Raw genomic sequence first — 13587 nt, 5'->3', positions numbered from 1 at the left:
AGATGTCCTCCCCTCAGCAAATCTTGCTCTGCCAGTATCGCTACGACCCGCTGGATCGCCTCACTGGCCATGTCCAGTCAGAGGCGCCAGTACGCCAGCGTTTCTACTGTAAAAGCCGTTTGGCCACAGAAGTACAAGGGGCCATCGGCTATTCCATTGTTCAGCACGACGATCTGTTGTTGGCGCAGCAACAGCGCCGGGGCGATTCGCTCGACACCACATTGTTGGCTGCCGATGTGCAGCGCTCGGTGTTGCAGACCGCCAAGGCCAACGCGGCGCGACACGCCATTGCCTACTCACCTTACGGCCATCGGCCTGCCGAAAGCGGCTTGAGCAGTTTGCTGGGTTTCAACGGTGAGCGCCCGGATCCTGTGACCGGGTGTTATTTGTTGGGGAATGGTTATCGGGCGTTTAATCCAGTGTTGATGCGGTTTAATAGTCCGGACAGTTTGAGCCCGTTTGGGAAAGGTGGATTGAATTCGTACGCATATTGTTTAGGAGATCCTATTAACACTCATGACCCCAGCGGGCATGCCTCTATTTTTTTAGCAGTACAACTTTTACGCTGGTCGCGACGAGCAGCTGCCCGTATAGTAAAAAAAACCGGCGAAATTGTTCTTGAAGAATACTCAACCTTTCAGAAAGTAGCGAAGCTGTCGAAAAAAACAACTCCGGAAATGGCAGTTTCTTATCGAGCCAAAATACACAAAGTCTCAGAAGCAGCCGATAACTTTGAACATCTCAAATACCGCACTGATCTTGCGCACGCAAGACATCAGGCTAGGATCACAGAGAACCTAACTGGAATACCAGCAAGTAACAATGAACAACTCAAACTTCTCGAAAGCATCGCGGACCCGAACTCAGCCCACCCACTACCCACCATTAATTACGATAAACTTTTTGATATTAGTAAATCAGTATACGACCCTGCAACACCTCTACATCAGCGAGCAAGTCCGAATACAGCCAAAAACTACATGAATCAAATTTCACTTTATAGCGATAAAAACCCAGATAGAAAAGTAATTTTTGACGAGGCCGAACGGCTAAAATGGCATCATTTCCCAATTACATTTATACGGAGAATTACTAAAATACGTCAATCTTAGCTCTTATTAGCCACAGGGCGTCAAACAAACCATTTATCTTGACGCCCTTATTCGAGCACGTTAATTATTACGAGACAGTCATCAATGTTTAATTATTAGTACCCCTTGGGTAGAGCTTGTCGTCGAACTGCGACAGTTTCGGAAACACCAACGGCTGATCATCACTCAAGTACTGCAACCGCTGCCCGTAATCCACCAAAAACTGCTGCCGCGCCTCGTCACTGATATACGGCACATGCCAGGCCACAAACGGCTCCAGCACATCAAACCCGACATAGGCCAGGGTCCCGCGCAGCAGCGGGCGCAGCATGTCTTCCAGCGGGCCGTGAATCGCGCCCTCGCCGAACATGTGTTCGCGCCCACCGAGGGTCACGGTGACCAGTGCTTTCTTGCCGGCCAGGCCGCCCTGGTCGTAGAAGCGTTTGCCGCCGTAGCAGATGCCGGAAACCAGCACGCGGTCGATCCAGCCCTTGAGCATGGCCGGGGTGGAGAACCAGAAGACCGGGAAGTTGAGGATCAACAGGTCGGCCCACAGCAGTTTGTCCAGTTCGCCCTGGATGTCCGCCGCCAGGGACTGGCTTTTCACGCCCAGGCGTTGTTCCAGGGCGTAGACCAGGTAGTCGGGATTTTCCCGGCTGGAGAAATCGACGTCGCTGGCCACCGGGTTCCAGTTCATTTTGTACAGGTCACTGACCTGTACTTCGTGGCCCTGGGCCTGGAGGGTGGCGACGGCCTGGTCACGCAGGGCGGCGGTGAAGGATTGCGGCTCCGGGTGAGCGTGGACGATCAGTACTTTCATGGTGATTCCTTAGACTTTTTCCAGCGTATCGATTGAAGAGTTAGCAGAGCGTGTGGCCAGCAGGCGGTCGAGCCAGTCGGGGTCCATTTGCGGTTCGGAGGAAAACAGCAGCCCGGTGTAGTCCTGGTGCGGCGGAGTGAAGATCTGGCTGCGCGAGCCCTGGTCCACCACCCTGCCCCGTTGCATCACCAATACCTCATCGGCGATCGCGCGAACAGTGGCGACGTCGTGGGTAATGAACAGGTAGGCGACACCGAGTTGCTGTTGAATACGGTTGAGCAGTTTCAGCACGCCTTCGGCCACCAGTTGATCGAGGGCGGAGGTGACTTCGTCGCAGATGATCAGTTGCGGGTCGGCCGCCAGGGCGCGGGCGATGCACACCCGCTGCTTCTGCCCGCCGGACAGTTCCCGCGGCTGGCGTTCCATGTAGATCGCCGGGTCCAGCTCGATCATCTCCAACAGTTCGGCCACCCGGGCGCGCATGGCCTTGCCCTTGAGGCCAAGGTAGAAGGTCAACGGCCGACCGATGATGTCGACGATGCGCTGGCGCGGGTTCAGCGCGGTGTCGGGGATCTGGTAGATCATCTGGATGCGCCGCAGTTGTTCCTTGCTGCGCTGGCGAAAGTCCGCCGGCAAGGGCTCGCCGTCGTACAGCACCTGCCCGTAAGTCGGCGGCAGCAGGCCGGTGATCAGTCGCGCCGTGGAGCTTTTGCCGCTGCCGGACTCGCCGATCACCGCCAGGGTCTGCCCGCGATAGAGTTTCAACGACACGTCGTGCAGCACCGGTTGCGCACCGTAACTGGCACAGCTTTTACGCAGCTCCAGCAGCGGTTGCTCCTGTTGCGGGCAAGCCTTGGGCTCGGTGCGAAAACTGCGTACCGCCCACAGCGACTTGGTGTAGTCCTGCTGCGGGTTGCCGAGCATCTGCCGGGTTTCCGCCTCTTCCACCAGTTTGCCGTGGCGCAGCACCATGATCCGATCGGCCATCTGCGCGACCACTGCCAGGTCGTGGCTGATGTAGATGGCGGCGCTGCCGTACACCGACACCGCATCGCGAATCGCCGCGAGCACTTCGATCTGGGTGGTGACGTCCAGTGCCGTGGTCGGTTCATCGAAGATGATCAGGTCCGGGTGGCAGGCCATGGCCATGGCGGTCATCACCCGCTGCAACTGGCCGCCGGAGACTTGGTGCGGGTAACGCTGGCCGATGGTCTCGGGGTTGGGCAGACGCAACACCCGATACAGTTCGACGGCTTCGCGCATCGCCTGTTCACGGCTCATGCCGCCGTTTTTCACCGCGGTTTCGACGTGCTGGTCAATCAGCCGATGGGCCGGGTTGAACGAGGCCGCCGCGCTCTGAGCGACGTAGGCGATGCGCAGGCCGCGCAGTTTGCGCAGGGCTTCAGGTTTGGCCTTGAGCAAGTCGATGCCGTCGAAATGCACTGTACCGCCGGTGATGCGGCAACCGTCACGGGTGTAGCCCATGGCGGACAGGCCGAGGGTCGACTTGCCGGCACCGGATTCACCGATCAGGCCGAGCACTTCACCCCGTTGCAGGGTCAGGTCGATGCCCTTGATCAGCGGGTGCCAGGCGTCTTCGTAGTGACCTTCGATGTGCAGGTTGCGAATTTCCAGTAAAGGTTTCTGAGTGGTCATGTTCAGCATTCCTTGAGTCCGCTGGATTTGTGCAGCATCCAGTCGACGACGAAGTTGACGCTGACCGTGATCAACGCCACGGCAAGCGCAGGCAGCAGCGGACTGATGTCGCCAAAGGTGATCAGCACCGCGTTGTCGCGGACCATGCTGCCCCAGTCGGCGGTCGGCGGTTGAATACCCAGGCCGAGGAACGACAGCGCACTGATGAACAGGAACACAAAGCAGAACCGCAGGCCGAACTCGGCAATCAACGGTGCCGCGGCGTTGGGCAGCACTTCGCGGGTGACCAGCCACCACAGGCCTTCACCGCGCAGGCGTGCGGCTTCGACAAAATCCTGCACCACCACGTTCATCGCCACGGCGCGGGACAGACGGAACACCCGCGTTGCATCGAGCAGCGCGATCACCAGCACCAGCGAGGTGGCGTTGGTGCCGACCACGCTCAAGATCAGCAAGGCGAAGATCAATTGCGGAATCGCCATCAGGATGTCCACCACCCGCGACAGTGCCTGATCGACCGCGCCGCCCTTGATCGCGGCGATCAGGCCGCTCAGACCACCGAGCAGGAACGCCAGCACGGTGGTCAGGAAAGCGATGCCAAGGGTGTTGCGGGCGCCGTAGACCAGGCGGCTGAACATGTCGCGCCCGAGGTTATCGGTGCCCAACAGGAACTGCCCGCCCCACGGCGCGAAGCCTTCGCCGACCACCTGGGTTTCACCGAATGGCGCCAGGACTGGCGCGAACACAGCGACCAACACATACAGCACAATCATCAACAGGCCGAACTGGGCGCTCAGGGGCGCCCGCCACAGTTGTTTCAACAGGCTCATGGTCTACCCCTTCGGATGCATCAGGCGTGGGTTGCTGGCAATCGACAGCACGTCGGCGCTGGTATTGAGCAGGATGTAGGTCGCGGCGAAGATCAGGCTGCAGGCCTGCACCACCGGGATGTCGCGCTTGGACACCGAGTCGACCAGCAACTGGCCGAGACCCGGGTAGACGAACACCACTTCGACCACCACCACACCGACCACCAGGTAAGCCAGGTTCAATGCGACCACGTTGACGATGGGCGCCAGGGCATTGGGCAAGGCGTGATGGAAGATGATCCGCGCCTGGCTGATGCCCTTGAGCCGGGCCATTTCGATGTAGGGGCTGGCCAGCAGGTTGATCAGTGAGGCGCGGGTCATGCGCATCATCTGTGCGATCACCACCAGACTGAGGGTCGCCACCGGCAGCACCGAACGCTCGAGGATCGTACCCAGCGAGGCATCCGGTGCAATGTTGGAAATGCTCGGGAACCAGCCGAGCTTCACCGCGAACACCAGGATCAGGATGTAGGCAACGAAGAACTCGGGAAACGACACCGCGCTCAGGGCCGAGGTGTTGAGCAAACGGTCGAACCAGCTGTTGCGATACAGGGCGGCGAGCATGCCCAGCAGCAAGGCGGTCGGTACCGAAACCATGGCGGCCAGCAAGGCCAGGCTGAAGGTATTGCCCAGGCGCGTGGCGACCAGTTCGGCGATGGGCCGCTGGTTGGCCAGCGACACGCCGAGGTCGCCTTGCAACAGGTGCCAGATCCAGTGACCGAAACGGGTCAACGGCGGCAGGTCCAGCCCCAGTTGCGCACGGTAGGCGGCCACCGTTTCCGGGGTGGCGGACTGGCCGAGCATGGCCTGGGCGATGTCACCCGGGAGCATGCCGACAGCGAGAAAAATAATGACCGAGACCGCGAACAGCGATAACAGCCCTAATGCCAGGCGCTGCAGGAGCAGCTTGTAAAGACTCTTCATCGTGCGGTTCCTTGGAGTGGGCACGCGGGTGCAGGTACAGATTTCTACTGTGGGAGCGAGCTTGCTCGCGATGGCGGCGGTTCATTCAAAACGGCTGTTGACTGACCGATTGCTATCGCGAGCAAGCTCGCTCCCACGGGGCTTCATCGATTTGACGGGCGCTTACGCCTGCCACCACCGCTCGATCACCCGCAGCCCATCCAGCTCACCGTAAGGCGCGGTCTGGCCGCCGTGCACCACCTTGTTGGATCGTGCCGCCACGGAGCTTGCAAACAGCGGCACAATCGCCCCGCCCTCGTCCCGGCACAGCGCCTGCATCTCGTTGTACATTTCCTGGCGCAGCGGTTGATTCATCTCGCCCCGGGCCGCATTGAGCAACTGGTTGAAACGCGGGTTGTCCCAGTGGGTTTCGTTCCACGCCGCGCCTTTGGCGTAACCGATGCTGAACATGCGGTCGGCGGTCAGGCTGCTGTACCAGAAGGATGCAGTGAACGGCTGCTTCATCCACACATTGGAGAAGTAGCCGTCCGCCGGCTCACGCACCACGTCAATGTCGATCCCGGCGGCGCGGGCCTGTTCCTTGAACAACACGGACGCATCCACGGCACCTGTGTAGGCCGCGTCAGAAGCTTGCAGGCGCACTTTGAGCGAGTCCAGGCCGGCCCTCTTCAGATAGAACTTCGACTTGTCCGGATCGTAAGTGCGTTGCTCAAGCGCGCTGTTGATGAAACGACTGCCCGGCTGGATCGGGTGGTCGTTGCCCACCAGGCCATAGCCGTAGAGCACCGAGGCCAGCAGGGTTTCACGGTTGATCGCATGCTTCATGGCCATGCGCACGTCGTTGTTCTGGAACACCTGACTGTCGGTGAGCATCGGGAAGGTGTAGTGCTGGGCCCCTTTGGTTTCCTCGATGACCAGGTTCGGGTTGCGCTTGAGCAAAGACACGGTCTTGAGGTCGACCTTGTTGATCACGTCGACTTGCCCGGTGACCAGCGCATTGACCCGCGCCGCGCCGTCGGCAATCGCCAACAGTTCGGCGCTGGCAAAATGCGCGCGACCCGGCTTCCAGTAGTCGGGGCTGCGTTCCAGGGTCATGCGCACGCCCGGTTCGAAGTCCTTGAGGCGATAGCCGCCGGTGCCGACACCGGCCTGCCAGTCCGGCACACCGTCCTTGGCGGGCATGATCACCAGGTGATAGTCAGCGACCACGTAGGAGAAGTCGGCGTTGCCCGAGTGCAATTCGAACACCACGCTGTCACTGCCGTTTGCGCTGACTTTGGCCACGTCGCCCAGCACCGTTTTCGCCGCCGAGGTGGACTTGTCGCCGAGATGGTGCTGGATCGACGCCACCACGTCATTGGCGTCGAGGGTCTTGCCGTTGTGGAAGGTCACGCCCTGACGGACCTTGAAGGTCCAGACGCGGGCATCCGGGGTCGAGGTCCAGCTCTCGGCCAGCTCAGGAATCGCCGTGCCATCGACGGCTATTTCCGTGAGGGTGTTATAGACCGCCGAGAAGCCGACAAAGGTGAAGGTGTCGGCCCACGAGCCTGGATCCTTGGAGTCGGTGGTGCTGCCACCGGCCAGGCCCAGGCGCAGGACGCCGCCCGGTTTTGGTGTGGCTTCTGCGGCAAAGGCGCCCAACGGCAGGCCCATGGAGAATGCCCCGGCCACTGCGGCGGCGGCCGCGCTGTACTTCAGACTCCCTATAAGAAAATCCCTACGTGGGAAACTGAATTCATGGTTCGCTTGAGTAATCTTGTTTTTGTTATCGCTCATTGCATTGCCCCTGATCAAAACCTAATGGAATACCGATTCAAAACCACGCAAGACACCGGGCCAGGGCCCGGTGCATACAACGGAAGAGTCGCCAACGGTCACACCTGGATCGCCTTGACTTCGACGAATTCGTTCAGCCCCTCCTCGCCCCATTCGCGGCCATTGCCCGACTGTTTGTAGCCACCAAACGGCGCCTGGTAGTTGAACGCCGCGTCATTGAGAAAGCACTGCCCCGCGCGCATCTGCCGCCCCAGTTGCAAGGTACGCTCGGCACTGCCGGCCCAGACGCCGCTGGACAGGCCGAACGGCGAGTCGTTGGCCATCTGTACGGCTTGCGCCTCGTCGGCATAAGGGATCAGGCACAGCACCGGGCCGAAAATTTCTTCCTGGGCGATGCGCATGCGGTTATCGACGTCGGCAAACAGCGTCGGCGCGACGTAGAAACCGCGCTCGAACGCCGGAGCGCCGTCGCCACCGCAGAGCAGGCGTGCACCTTCCTGCTGGCCGACCTTGATGTAGTCGAGCACGGTGCGCTTCTGCCCCGCCGAACACATCGGGCCGAGGAAGCTTTGTGGATCGAGCGGATCGCCCATGCGCAGGCTCAGGGTTTCGGCCAGGGCCAGTTCCACGGCTTCGGCGTAACGGCTGGCCGGCAACAGCATGCGGGTGAGCGCGGTGCAGGTCTGGCCCGAGTTGATCATCACGTCCTGCACGCCGTAACGCACGGCGGCGGCGAGATCGGCGTCTTCGGCAATCAACAGCGGTGACTTGCCGCCCAGCTCCAGGCACACGCGCTTGACCGACGGCGCCGCCGCTTGCGCGACGCGCACCCCGGCGCCGGTGGAGCCGGTGAACGAGACCATGTCCACGTCCGGGTGTTTGGCCAGCGCTTCGCCGACTTTCGAGCCCGGACCACTGACCAGGTTGAACACACCGGCCGGCAGGCCGATGTCTTCGATCATCTGGGCGAGCAGGAAGGCATGCAGCGGGGTGTCCTGGCTCGGTTTGACCACCACTGTGCAACCGGCCGCCAGCGCCGGGGCCAGTTTGCCGATCAGTTGATGCAGCGGGTAATTCCACGGATTGATGAAAGCACATACGCCCACCGCCTCGCGGATCACCAGCGAATTGCCGATTTCACGCACTTCGTCCATCAAGCCGGCGAGTTCGACGTACTGTTCCAGGCCGATGATCGGCCCGTCGACCTGCACCGAGCGCGACCACATTACCGGCATGCCCAGTTCCGTGGTGATCACCGCGGCCATTTCATCGGCGCGGTTCTTCAGCTGTTCGGCTAATGCACGGATGTAGCCTGCGCGTACGCTGGAGGGCGTGCGCGACCAGGATGCAAACGCCTTGCGCGCCGCCGCAACGGCGTTGTCGACATCACGTTCATCGCCCAACGGCACGCTGCCGCAGACTTCTTCAGTGGCCGGGTTGATCACCTCGGCAATGCCCTGCCCCGCAGGAACTTGCCAGCGACCATCGATAAACAGCGCCTTGTGATTAAGCATCAACCTCGACCTCCATCAGTTCTTGAGCACAACGGGCAATGCGTTGGCAGGCGTCACGCAGGGGCGCGGCGCCGACCACCAGACCCAGGCGGATATGCCCGGCGGCACTCGGGCCAAAGGCTTCGCCGGCCAGCACCGAGACGCCATGGCGATCCAGCAGGCGATCGGCAAACGCCTGGGCGCTGAGCCCGGTTTCGCGGATATCGACCATCACGAACATGCCGCCATCGGGTTTCAAGGCGCGGATGCCGGGGCAATCGGCGAGGCACTCGCACACCAGGTCGCGACGCTGGCGATAGGCTTCGCGCATGGCGTCCAGTTCCGGCAGGTGGCTATCCAGCGCGACCACGGCAGCGTCCTGGATGAAGTCCGGCGAGCCGTAGAGCATGCACAACGCGAGGTTTTCCAGGTGCGCGGCCAGGGACGGCGGCGCCACCACCCAGCCCACGCGCCAGCCGGTCATGGCGTGGGATTTCGACAGGCTGTTGAGGGTCGCGGTGCGTTCGGCCATGCCCGACAGGCTCGCCGGACTGACGTGCTCACCGTCGAACAGCAGCTCGCTGTAGACCTCATCGGAAATCAGCCACAGGTCATGGGCGATACACAGCTCAGCCAACGCCTGCCAGGTACTGCGCGGCAGGCTCGCCCCTGAAGGGTTGTGCGGGCTGTTCAGCGCCAGGGCGCGGGTACGCGGGGTGATACGCGCGGCGACGTCTTCGGGCAATACGCGAAAGCCGTTCTCGGAACGCACCGGCACCGGCACCACCACCGCGCCGCAGGCACCGAACACCGCTTCATAGGTGACGTACATGGGTTCGGCGACTATCACCTCGTCGCCGGGGTTCAACACGCATTGGGCAACGCTGAACAGCGCACATTGCGCGCCGGCCAGCACAGTCACCTGATCCGCCGAAACGGCCTGGCCGCTGCGCTGTCGATGACGCTTGGCAATCGCCTCGCGCAGGGCACGCTTGCCGCGCACTTCGGCGTAATGGGTGTTGCCGTTGAGCAGGCTGTCGATGGCGCCCTGGACGATGGGCACCGGCGTGTCGAAATCCGGATCGCCCACCGACAGCAGCAGGATGTCTTCGCCCTGCTCGCGCAAGGCCAGCGCGCGGTAGTGAATGTCCCACGCGGCGGCGCCGTCACCGGCGATACGTTGAGTCAGATCGGAAAAGCGCATGGCTTGATTCCCCTTAAATGCACATCAATGGGCGCAGGCATGCTTGAGCTCGATCAGGGTCACGCCGTTGCGCTTGAAGCCGTGGCGCAAGTCGGTTTGCAGTTCGGCCAGGCTTTGCGGCTGGTTCACGGTGCAACCGAAGGCGCGGCCCAGCGCGGCGAAATCCGGGTTGCGCGGCAGCACGCCGACCGGCTCGATATCGAGGCCGATCATGTCGTCGCGGATCTGCCCCAGGGCGTCGTTGTTCCACAGCAGCACCACCAGCGGGCTGTCGAGTTCTTCGACGGCGGTTGCCAGTTCCTGGGCGGTGTAAAGGAATCCACCGTCGCCAACCAGCACCAGGCCCGGACGTTGCGGCGCGCCGAACTTGGCGCCGATCCCTGCGGGCAGGCCATAGCCGAGGGTGCCGTAACCGGTCGGGTGCAACCAGCTGCGGGTGGCCGCGCTGTCGAAGGCGTAGTTACCGGTGTAGGCCAGTTGGGTCATGTCGGTGCTGATGAAGGCGTTGTCCGGCAATTCCGCAGCGATGCGTTCGAGAATCGCCTGGTGGATCGCCTGCAACGGCGCGTGACCGGCCTTGACCGCTTCACGCAACGCGGCAACCGCAGCAACCGCCGCCGTGGCGTTGCGCACTTCACTCGGCAAACGCTCCAGCAATCCGCTGAGGGTTTGTTGAGCATCACCGTGCAACGCGACAGCGCAGGGATAGAAGTCGTTGAACTTGCGCGGGTCGATGTCGACACGCAGCAGCTCGGCATTCAGTGGCAAGCGCTCACGCCAATAGTCGGTGTCGGCCATTTCGGTGCCGACCGCCAGCACCACATCGGCCTCGGCGATCAGCTTCCAGCCCGGTTCCACGCACAGCGACGAACCGGCATTGAGTGGAGCATCCGGTGGCAGCAGGCCTTTACCGGCGACGCTGGTGAACAGCGGCGCAGCCAGACGCGTGCTCAGTTCGCCGAGTTCCTGCGCTGCGTTCAAGGCGCCGCCGCCGGCAATGATCATCGGGCGCTTGGCGCCTTTGAGTTTGGCCACGGCCGCATCCAGTGCAGTGGCGTTTGCCGGGCCACGACCCGGACGGCGTACCACTTCGTTGCTCCAGTCACGAGTAATCGGTGCCGCCAGCACGTCCAGGGGCACCGAGATGTGCACCGGGCGCGGACGCTCGCTGTCGAACACCGCATAGGCACGGGCGACCAATTCCGGCAGGTCTTCGGCGGTCAGGGCCACGGCGGAAAACGCGGTGATCGGTGCGGTCATCCCACGCTGGTCCTGACATTCGTGGAGAATGCCCCAGCCCTTGCCGAGGCTGGCGGTGTGGTTGACGCTGGAAATCACCAGCATCGGGATCGAATCGGCGTAGGCCTGGCCGATACCGGTTGCGGCGTTGGTCACGCCGGGGCCGGTGATGACGAAGCACACGCCCGGTTTGCCGCTGACACGGGCGTAGCCGTCAGCCATGAAGCTCGCGCCTTGTTCATGACGGGTCAGGACATGACGAATGCCGCTGCCCGGCAAGCCGCGATACAGCTCAAGGGTGTGCACGCCGGGGATTCCGAACACGGTGTCGACACCGTAGTTGGCCAACAGCCGCACCAGGGCCTGGCCGCCGGTCAAGGTTTTGCTTTGCATGTTCATGTCCTCACGCTTGGCCGAGACGAATCAACGCGTCGACCGCAGTGGTGCCCTGGGCACCAACCAACAATGGGTTTACATCCAGTTCCAGCAGGTGCGCGACGTTCTCGCAGGCGTAGTCGGCCACGGCGCGAATCGCGGCGACCAGCGCCTCCAGATCTGCCTCTTCACGGCCACGGAAGCCTTGCAACAGCGCGGCACTGCGCAGGCTCAACAAGGCCTGGCGAATCGCCCCGTCGGTGGTCGGCAGCAACAGGCTGCGACTGTCCTTGAGCAATTCCACCAGAATGCCGCCGGCGCCGATGACCAGGGCCAGGGCGAAATCGTTTTCGCGTTTGATGCCAACGATCAATTCTGCCAAGGGCGGTGATGCCATCGGCTCCAGCAGCAGTTGATCGAAGGGCACGCCCGGCGCGTAGGCAGCGATGCTGCTGCGCATTTTTTCCAGGGCTGCGCCCAATGCCGCGCCGTCCTTGAGGTTCAGCGCCACGGCGCCGGCCTCGGTCTTGTGCGGCAACTGTGCACTGACGGCTTTCACAACCAGCGGATAGCCGAGTTTCTCGGCGTCCTTCAGTGCGCTGGCCGGGGTACTCAAGGCACCGTTGGGCGTCGGCAGGCCGAAGGCTTTCAGTGCCTGCTTCGAATCCCATTCATTGAGCAATTGCCCCTCGCCGTGCAGTGCCTGCGGGCACAGCGGCACCAGTGCCGATTCACCCAGCGCCAACAGCGCCTGGCGATTAAGCTGATAACCGGCAATGCGACCCCACGCGGCCAGACCGTCCTCGACCCCTTGCAACGCCGCCACGCCTTGGCCATGCAAACGCTCACGGGCGTGGGGTGGCAGCAGTTCCGGGAAAGCCGAAGTGACAAAACCGGTCTTGCCGTGGCGAACCAGCGCCTTGCAGTACAGGTCCAGCAGCAGGTCGCACTCCTTGCGCTCGCCGGTAAATTCCGCCGGATAGTCGAGCACCAGCATCGCTGCATCGGCTTCGGTGCGCAGGGCACTGTCGAGCATGCGATTGAGCGCCTCGCCGTCACCCCAGATCGCCGTGGTAAAGTCCAGCGGATTGACCAGGTTGGCGTAGGTCGGCAGCACCTGCGCCAGTTCACCGACCTGACCTTGATCGAGTTTTGGCAACGTCAGCTCGTTGCGTTCCGAATAGTCGGCAATCAGCCCGGCATCGCCGCCGGAACAGGCCAGGGCGATCAGGCTGTTGCCGGCCGGCAGGTTTCCGCAGGCCGCGGCTTTCAGGGTTTCGACGAAGCTAACCGGTCCACTGACGCGGATCACCCCGAGGCGATCGAACAGGGCGTCATACAGCGCATCGGAACCCGACAGCGAACTGGTGTGACTCAAGGCCAGTTCGGCACCGATCTGCGACACACCGGTTTTCAGGGCGATGATCGGGATGCCCTTCTCCAGCGCCTTGTGTGCGGCACGGGCGAAGCCGGGCACGTTTTTCAAACCTTCCAGGTGCAGGCCGATGGCGGTGACGCGGGGCTCGTCGAGCAGCACGTCCATCAGTTCGGCCACACCCAGTTGTGCCTGGTTGCCCACCGAGGCCATGTAGGCCACCGGCAACGAACGGTCGCTCATCGACAGGTTGTAGGCGAAGTTGCCGCTCTGGGTCAGCACCGCTACGCCCTTCTCCACCGCCTTGCCGCCATGGGCCACCGGCCACAGCGCCGAGCTGTGCAGGTAGTCGAGCAAGCCGTAGCAGTTGGGGCCGAGCAAGGCCATGTCGCCGGCGGCTTCGAGCAGTTGCTGTTGCAGGGCCTGGCCTTCGGCGCCGGTTTCGGCAAAGCCCGAGGCATAGCAGATCGCGCCGCCGGCACCGACGGCCGCCAGCTCGGCGACGCAGGTCAGGGTCAGCTCGCGGTTGGTGGCGATGAACACCGCGTCCGGGCCGCAGGGCAGCTCGGCGACGCTGCGCACGCACGGCACGCCTTCGAGGCTGTCGTGCTGCGGGTTGACCAGCCACATCTGGCCTTGGTAGCCGCCCTCGGCACAGCGCTTGAGGGCACGGGCCATGCTGCGCCCGCCGACAAAAGCGACGTGTTGCGGTGCAAGCATGCGCTTGAGGTTGTCACGAATGGTTTGCGACATGGGAATTCTCCG

General features: G+C 62.4%; 10 protein-coding genes. 1 reads left to right on the top strand and 9 read right to left on the bottom strand.

The genetic code is table 11. From position 1 onward, the window contains the following. Positions 1–2 precede the first annotated feature (2 nt). Complete coding sequence (locus EIY72_RS30245) at positions 3–1112, top strand: RHS repeat-associated core domain-containing protein (protein WP_093221273.1); 1110 nt, start codon at positions 3–5, stop codon at positions 1110–1112. Positions 1113–1200: 88 nt separating this feature from the next. On the opposite strand, the gene EIY72_RS12605 is transcribed toward EIY72_RS30245, so the two are convergent. The 9 genes from EIY72_RS12605 to EIY72_RS12565 form a co-directional block, all read right to left on the bottom strand. Beyond that, entirely contained in the window at positions 1201–1911 is a 711-nt protein-coding gene (locus EIY72_RS12605; RefSeq protein WP_093221276.1) for an NAD(P)H-dependent oxidoreductase, read from the bottom strand. Positions 1912–1920: 9 nt separating this feature from the next. Then, positions 1921–3567 (bottom strand): ABC transporter ATP-binding protein, encoded by a 1647-nt coding sequence (locus tag EIY72_RS12600; protein ID WP_093221280.1) that lies wholly within the window; start codon positions 3565–3567, stop codon positions 1921–1923. 2 nt (positions 3568–3569) lie between these two features. After that, positions 3570–4397, bottom strand: a complete 828-nt coding sequence (locus tag EIY72_RS12595) for an ABC transporter permease (RefSeq protein WP_093221282.1) — start codon at positions 4395–4397, stop codon at positions 3570–3572. 3 nt (positions 4398–4400) lie between these two features. Then, positions 4401–5360 carry an ABC transporter permease gene (locus tag EIY72_RS12590; RefSeq protein WP_093221286.1) on the bottom strand — a complete coding sequence of 320 codons (960 nt, stop codon included), beginning with the start codon at positions 5358–5360 and terminating at the stop codon, positions 4401–4403. A gap of 162 nt (positions 5361–5522) precedes the next feature. Further along, a complete protein-coding gene (locus EIY72_RS12585) occupies positions 5523–7136 on the bottom strand; it encodes an ABC transporter substrate-binding protein (RefSeq protein WP_093221289.1) in 1614 nt (537 codons plus the stop codon). Positions 7137–7234: 98 nt separating this feature from the next. Continuing rightward, complete coding sequence (locus EIY72_RS12580; RefSeq protein ID WP_093221293.1) at positions 7235–8650, bottom strand: aldehyde dehydrogenase family protein; 1416 nt, start codon at positions 8648–8650, stop codon at positions 7235–7237. Then, positions 8643–9833, bottom strand: a complete 1191-nt coding sequence (locus tag EIY72_RS12575) for a pyridoxal phosphate-dependent aminotransferase (RefSeq protein ID WP_093221296.1) — start codon at positions 9831–9833, stop codon at positions 8643–8645. Before EIY72_RS12575 ends, EIY72_RS12580 begins: the two co-directional genes overlap by 8 nt. Before the next feature lie 24 nt (positions 9834–9857). Continuing rightward, the gene (locus EIY72_RS12570) at positions 9858–11465 is read right to left on the bottom strand and encodes a 5-guanidino-2-oxopentanoate decarboxylase (protein ID WP_093230537.1); all 1608 of its coding nucleotides are present in this window, start codon (positions 11463–11465) and stop codon (positions 9858–9860) included. Positions 11466–11475: 10 nt separating this feature from the next. Next, positions 11476–13575 carry an acetate--CoA ligase family protein gene (locus EIY72_RS12565; protein WP_093221298.1) on the bottom strand — a complete coding sequence of 700 codons (2100 nt, stop codon included), beginning with the start codon at positions 13573–13575 and terminating at the stop codon, positions 11476–11478. Between the last annotated feature and the right edge of the window lie 12 nt (positions 13576–13587).

Source organism: Pseudomonas vancouverensis (assembly GCF_004348895.1).
Lineage (GTDB): Bacteria > Pseudomonadota > Gammaproteobacteria > Pseudomonadales > Pseudomonadaceae > Aquipseudomonas > Aquipseudomonas vancouverensis.
The sequence above is the reverse complement of the archived record's forward strand: the minus strand, read 5'-3'. Positions and strand labels throughout refer to the sequence as shown.

What these genes read in the sequence shown, in the direction of transcription:
- EIY72_RS12585 (WP_093221289.1), bottom strand. Translation starts at nt 7,136, where the DNA reads ATGAGCGATAACAAAAACAAGATTACTCAAGCGAACCATGAATTCAGT.
- EIY72_RS12565 (WP_093221298.1), bottom strand. Translation starts at nt 13,575, where the DNA reads ATGTCGCAAACCATTCGTGACAACCTCAAGCGCATGCTTGCACCGCAA.
- EIY72_RS12590 (WP_093221286.1), bottom strand. Translation starts at nt 5,360, where the DNA reads ATGAAGAGTCTTTACAAGCTGCTCCTGCAGCGCCTGGCATTAGGGCTG.
- EIY72_RS12595 (WP_093221282.1), bottom strand. Translation starts at nt 4,397, where the DNA reads ATGAGCCTGTTGAAACAACTGTGGCGGGCGCCCCTGAGCGCCCAGTTC.
- EIY72_RS12580 (WP_093221293.1), bottom strand. Translation starts at nt 8,650, where the DNA reads ATGCTTAATCACAAGGCGCTGTTTATCGATGGTCGCTGGCAAGTTCCT.
- EIY72_RS12600 (WP_093221280.1), bottom strand. Translation starts at nt 3,567, where the DNA reads ATGACCACTCAGAAACCTTTACTGGAAATTCGCAACCTGCACATCGAA.
- EIY72_RS12575 (WP_093221296.1), bottom strand. Translation starts at nt 9,833, where the DNA reads ATGCGCTTTTCCGATCTGACTCAACGTATCGCCGGTGACGGCGCCGCC.
- EIY72_RS12570 (WP_093230537.1), bottom strand. Translation starts at nt 11,465, where the DNA reads ATGCAAAGCAAAACCTTGACCGGCGGCCAGGCCCTGGTGCGGCTGTTG.
- EIY72_RS12605 (WP_093221276.1), bottom strand. Translation starts at nt 1,911, where the DNA reads ATGAAAGTACTGATCGTCCACGCTCACCCGGAGCCGCAATCCTTCACC.
- EIY72_RS30245 (WP_093221273.1), top strand. Translation starts at nt 3, where the DNA reads ATGTCCTCCCCTCAGCAAATCTTGCTCTGCCAGTATCGCTACGACCCG.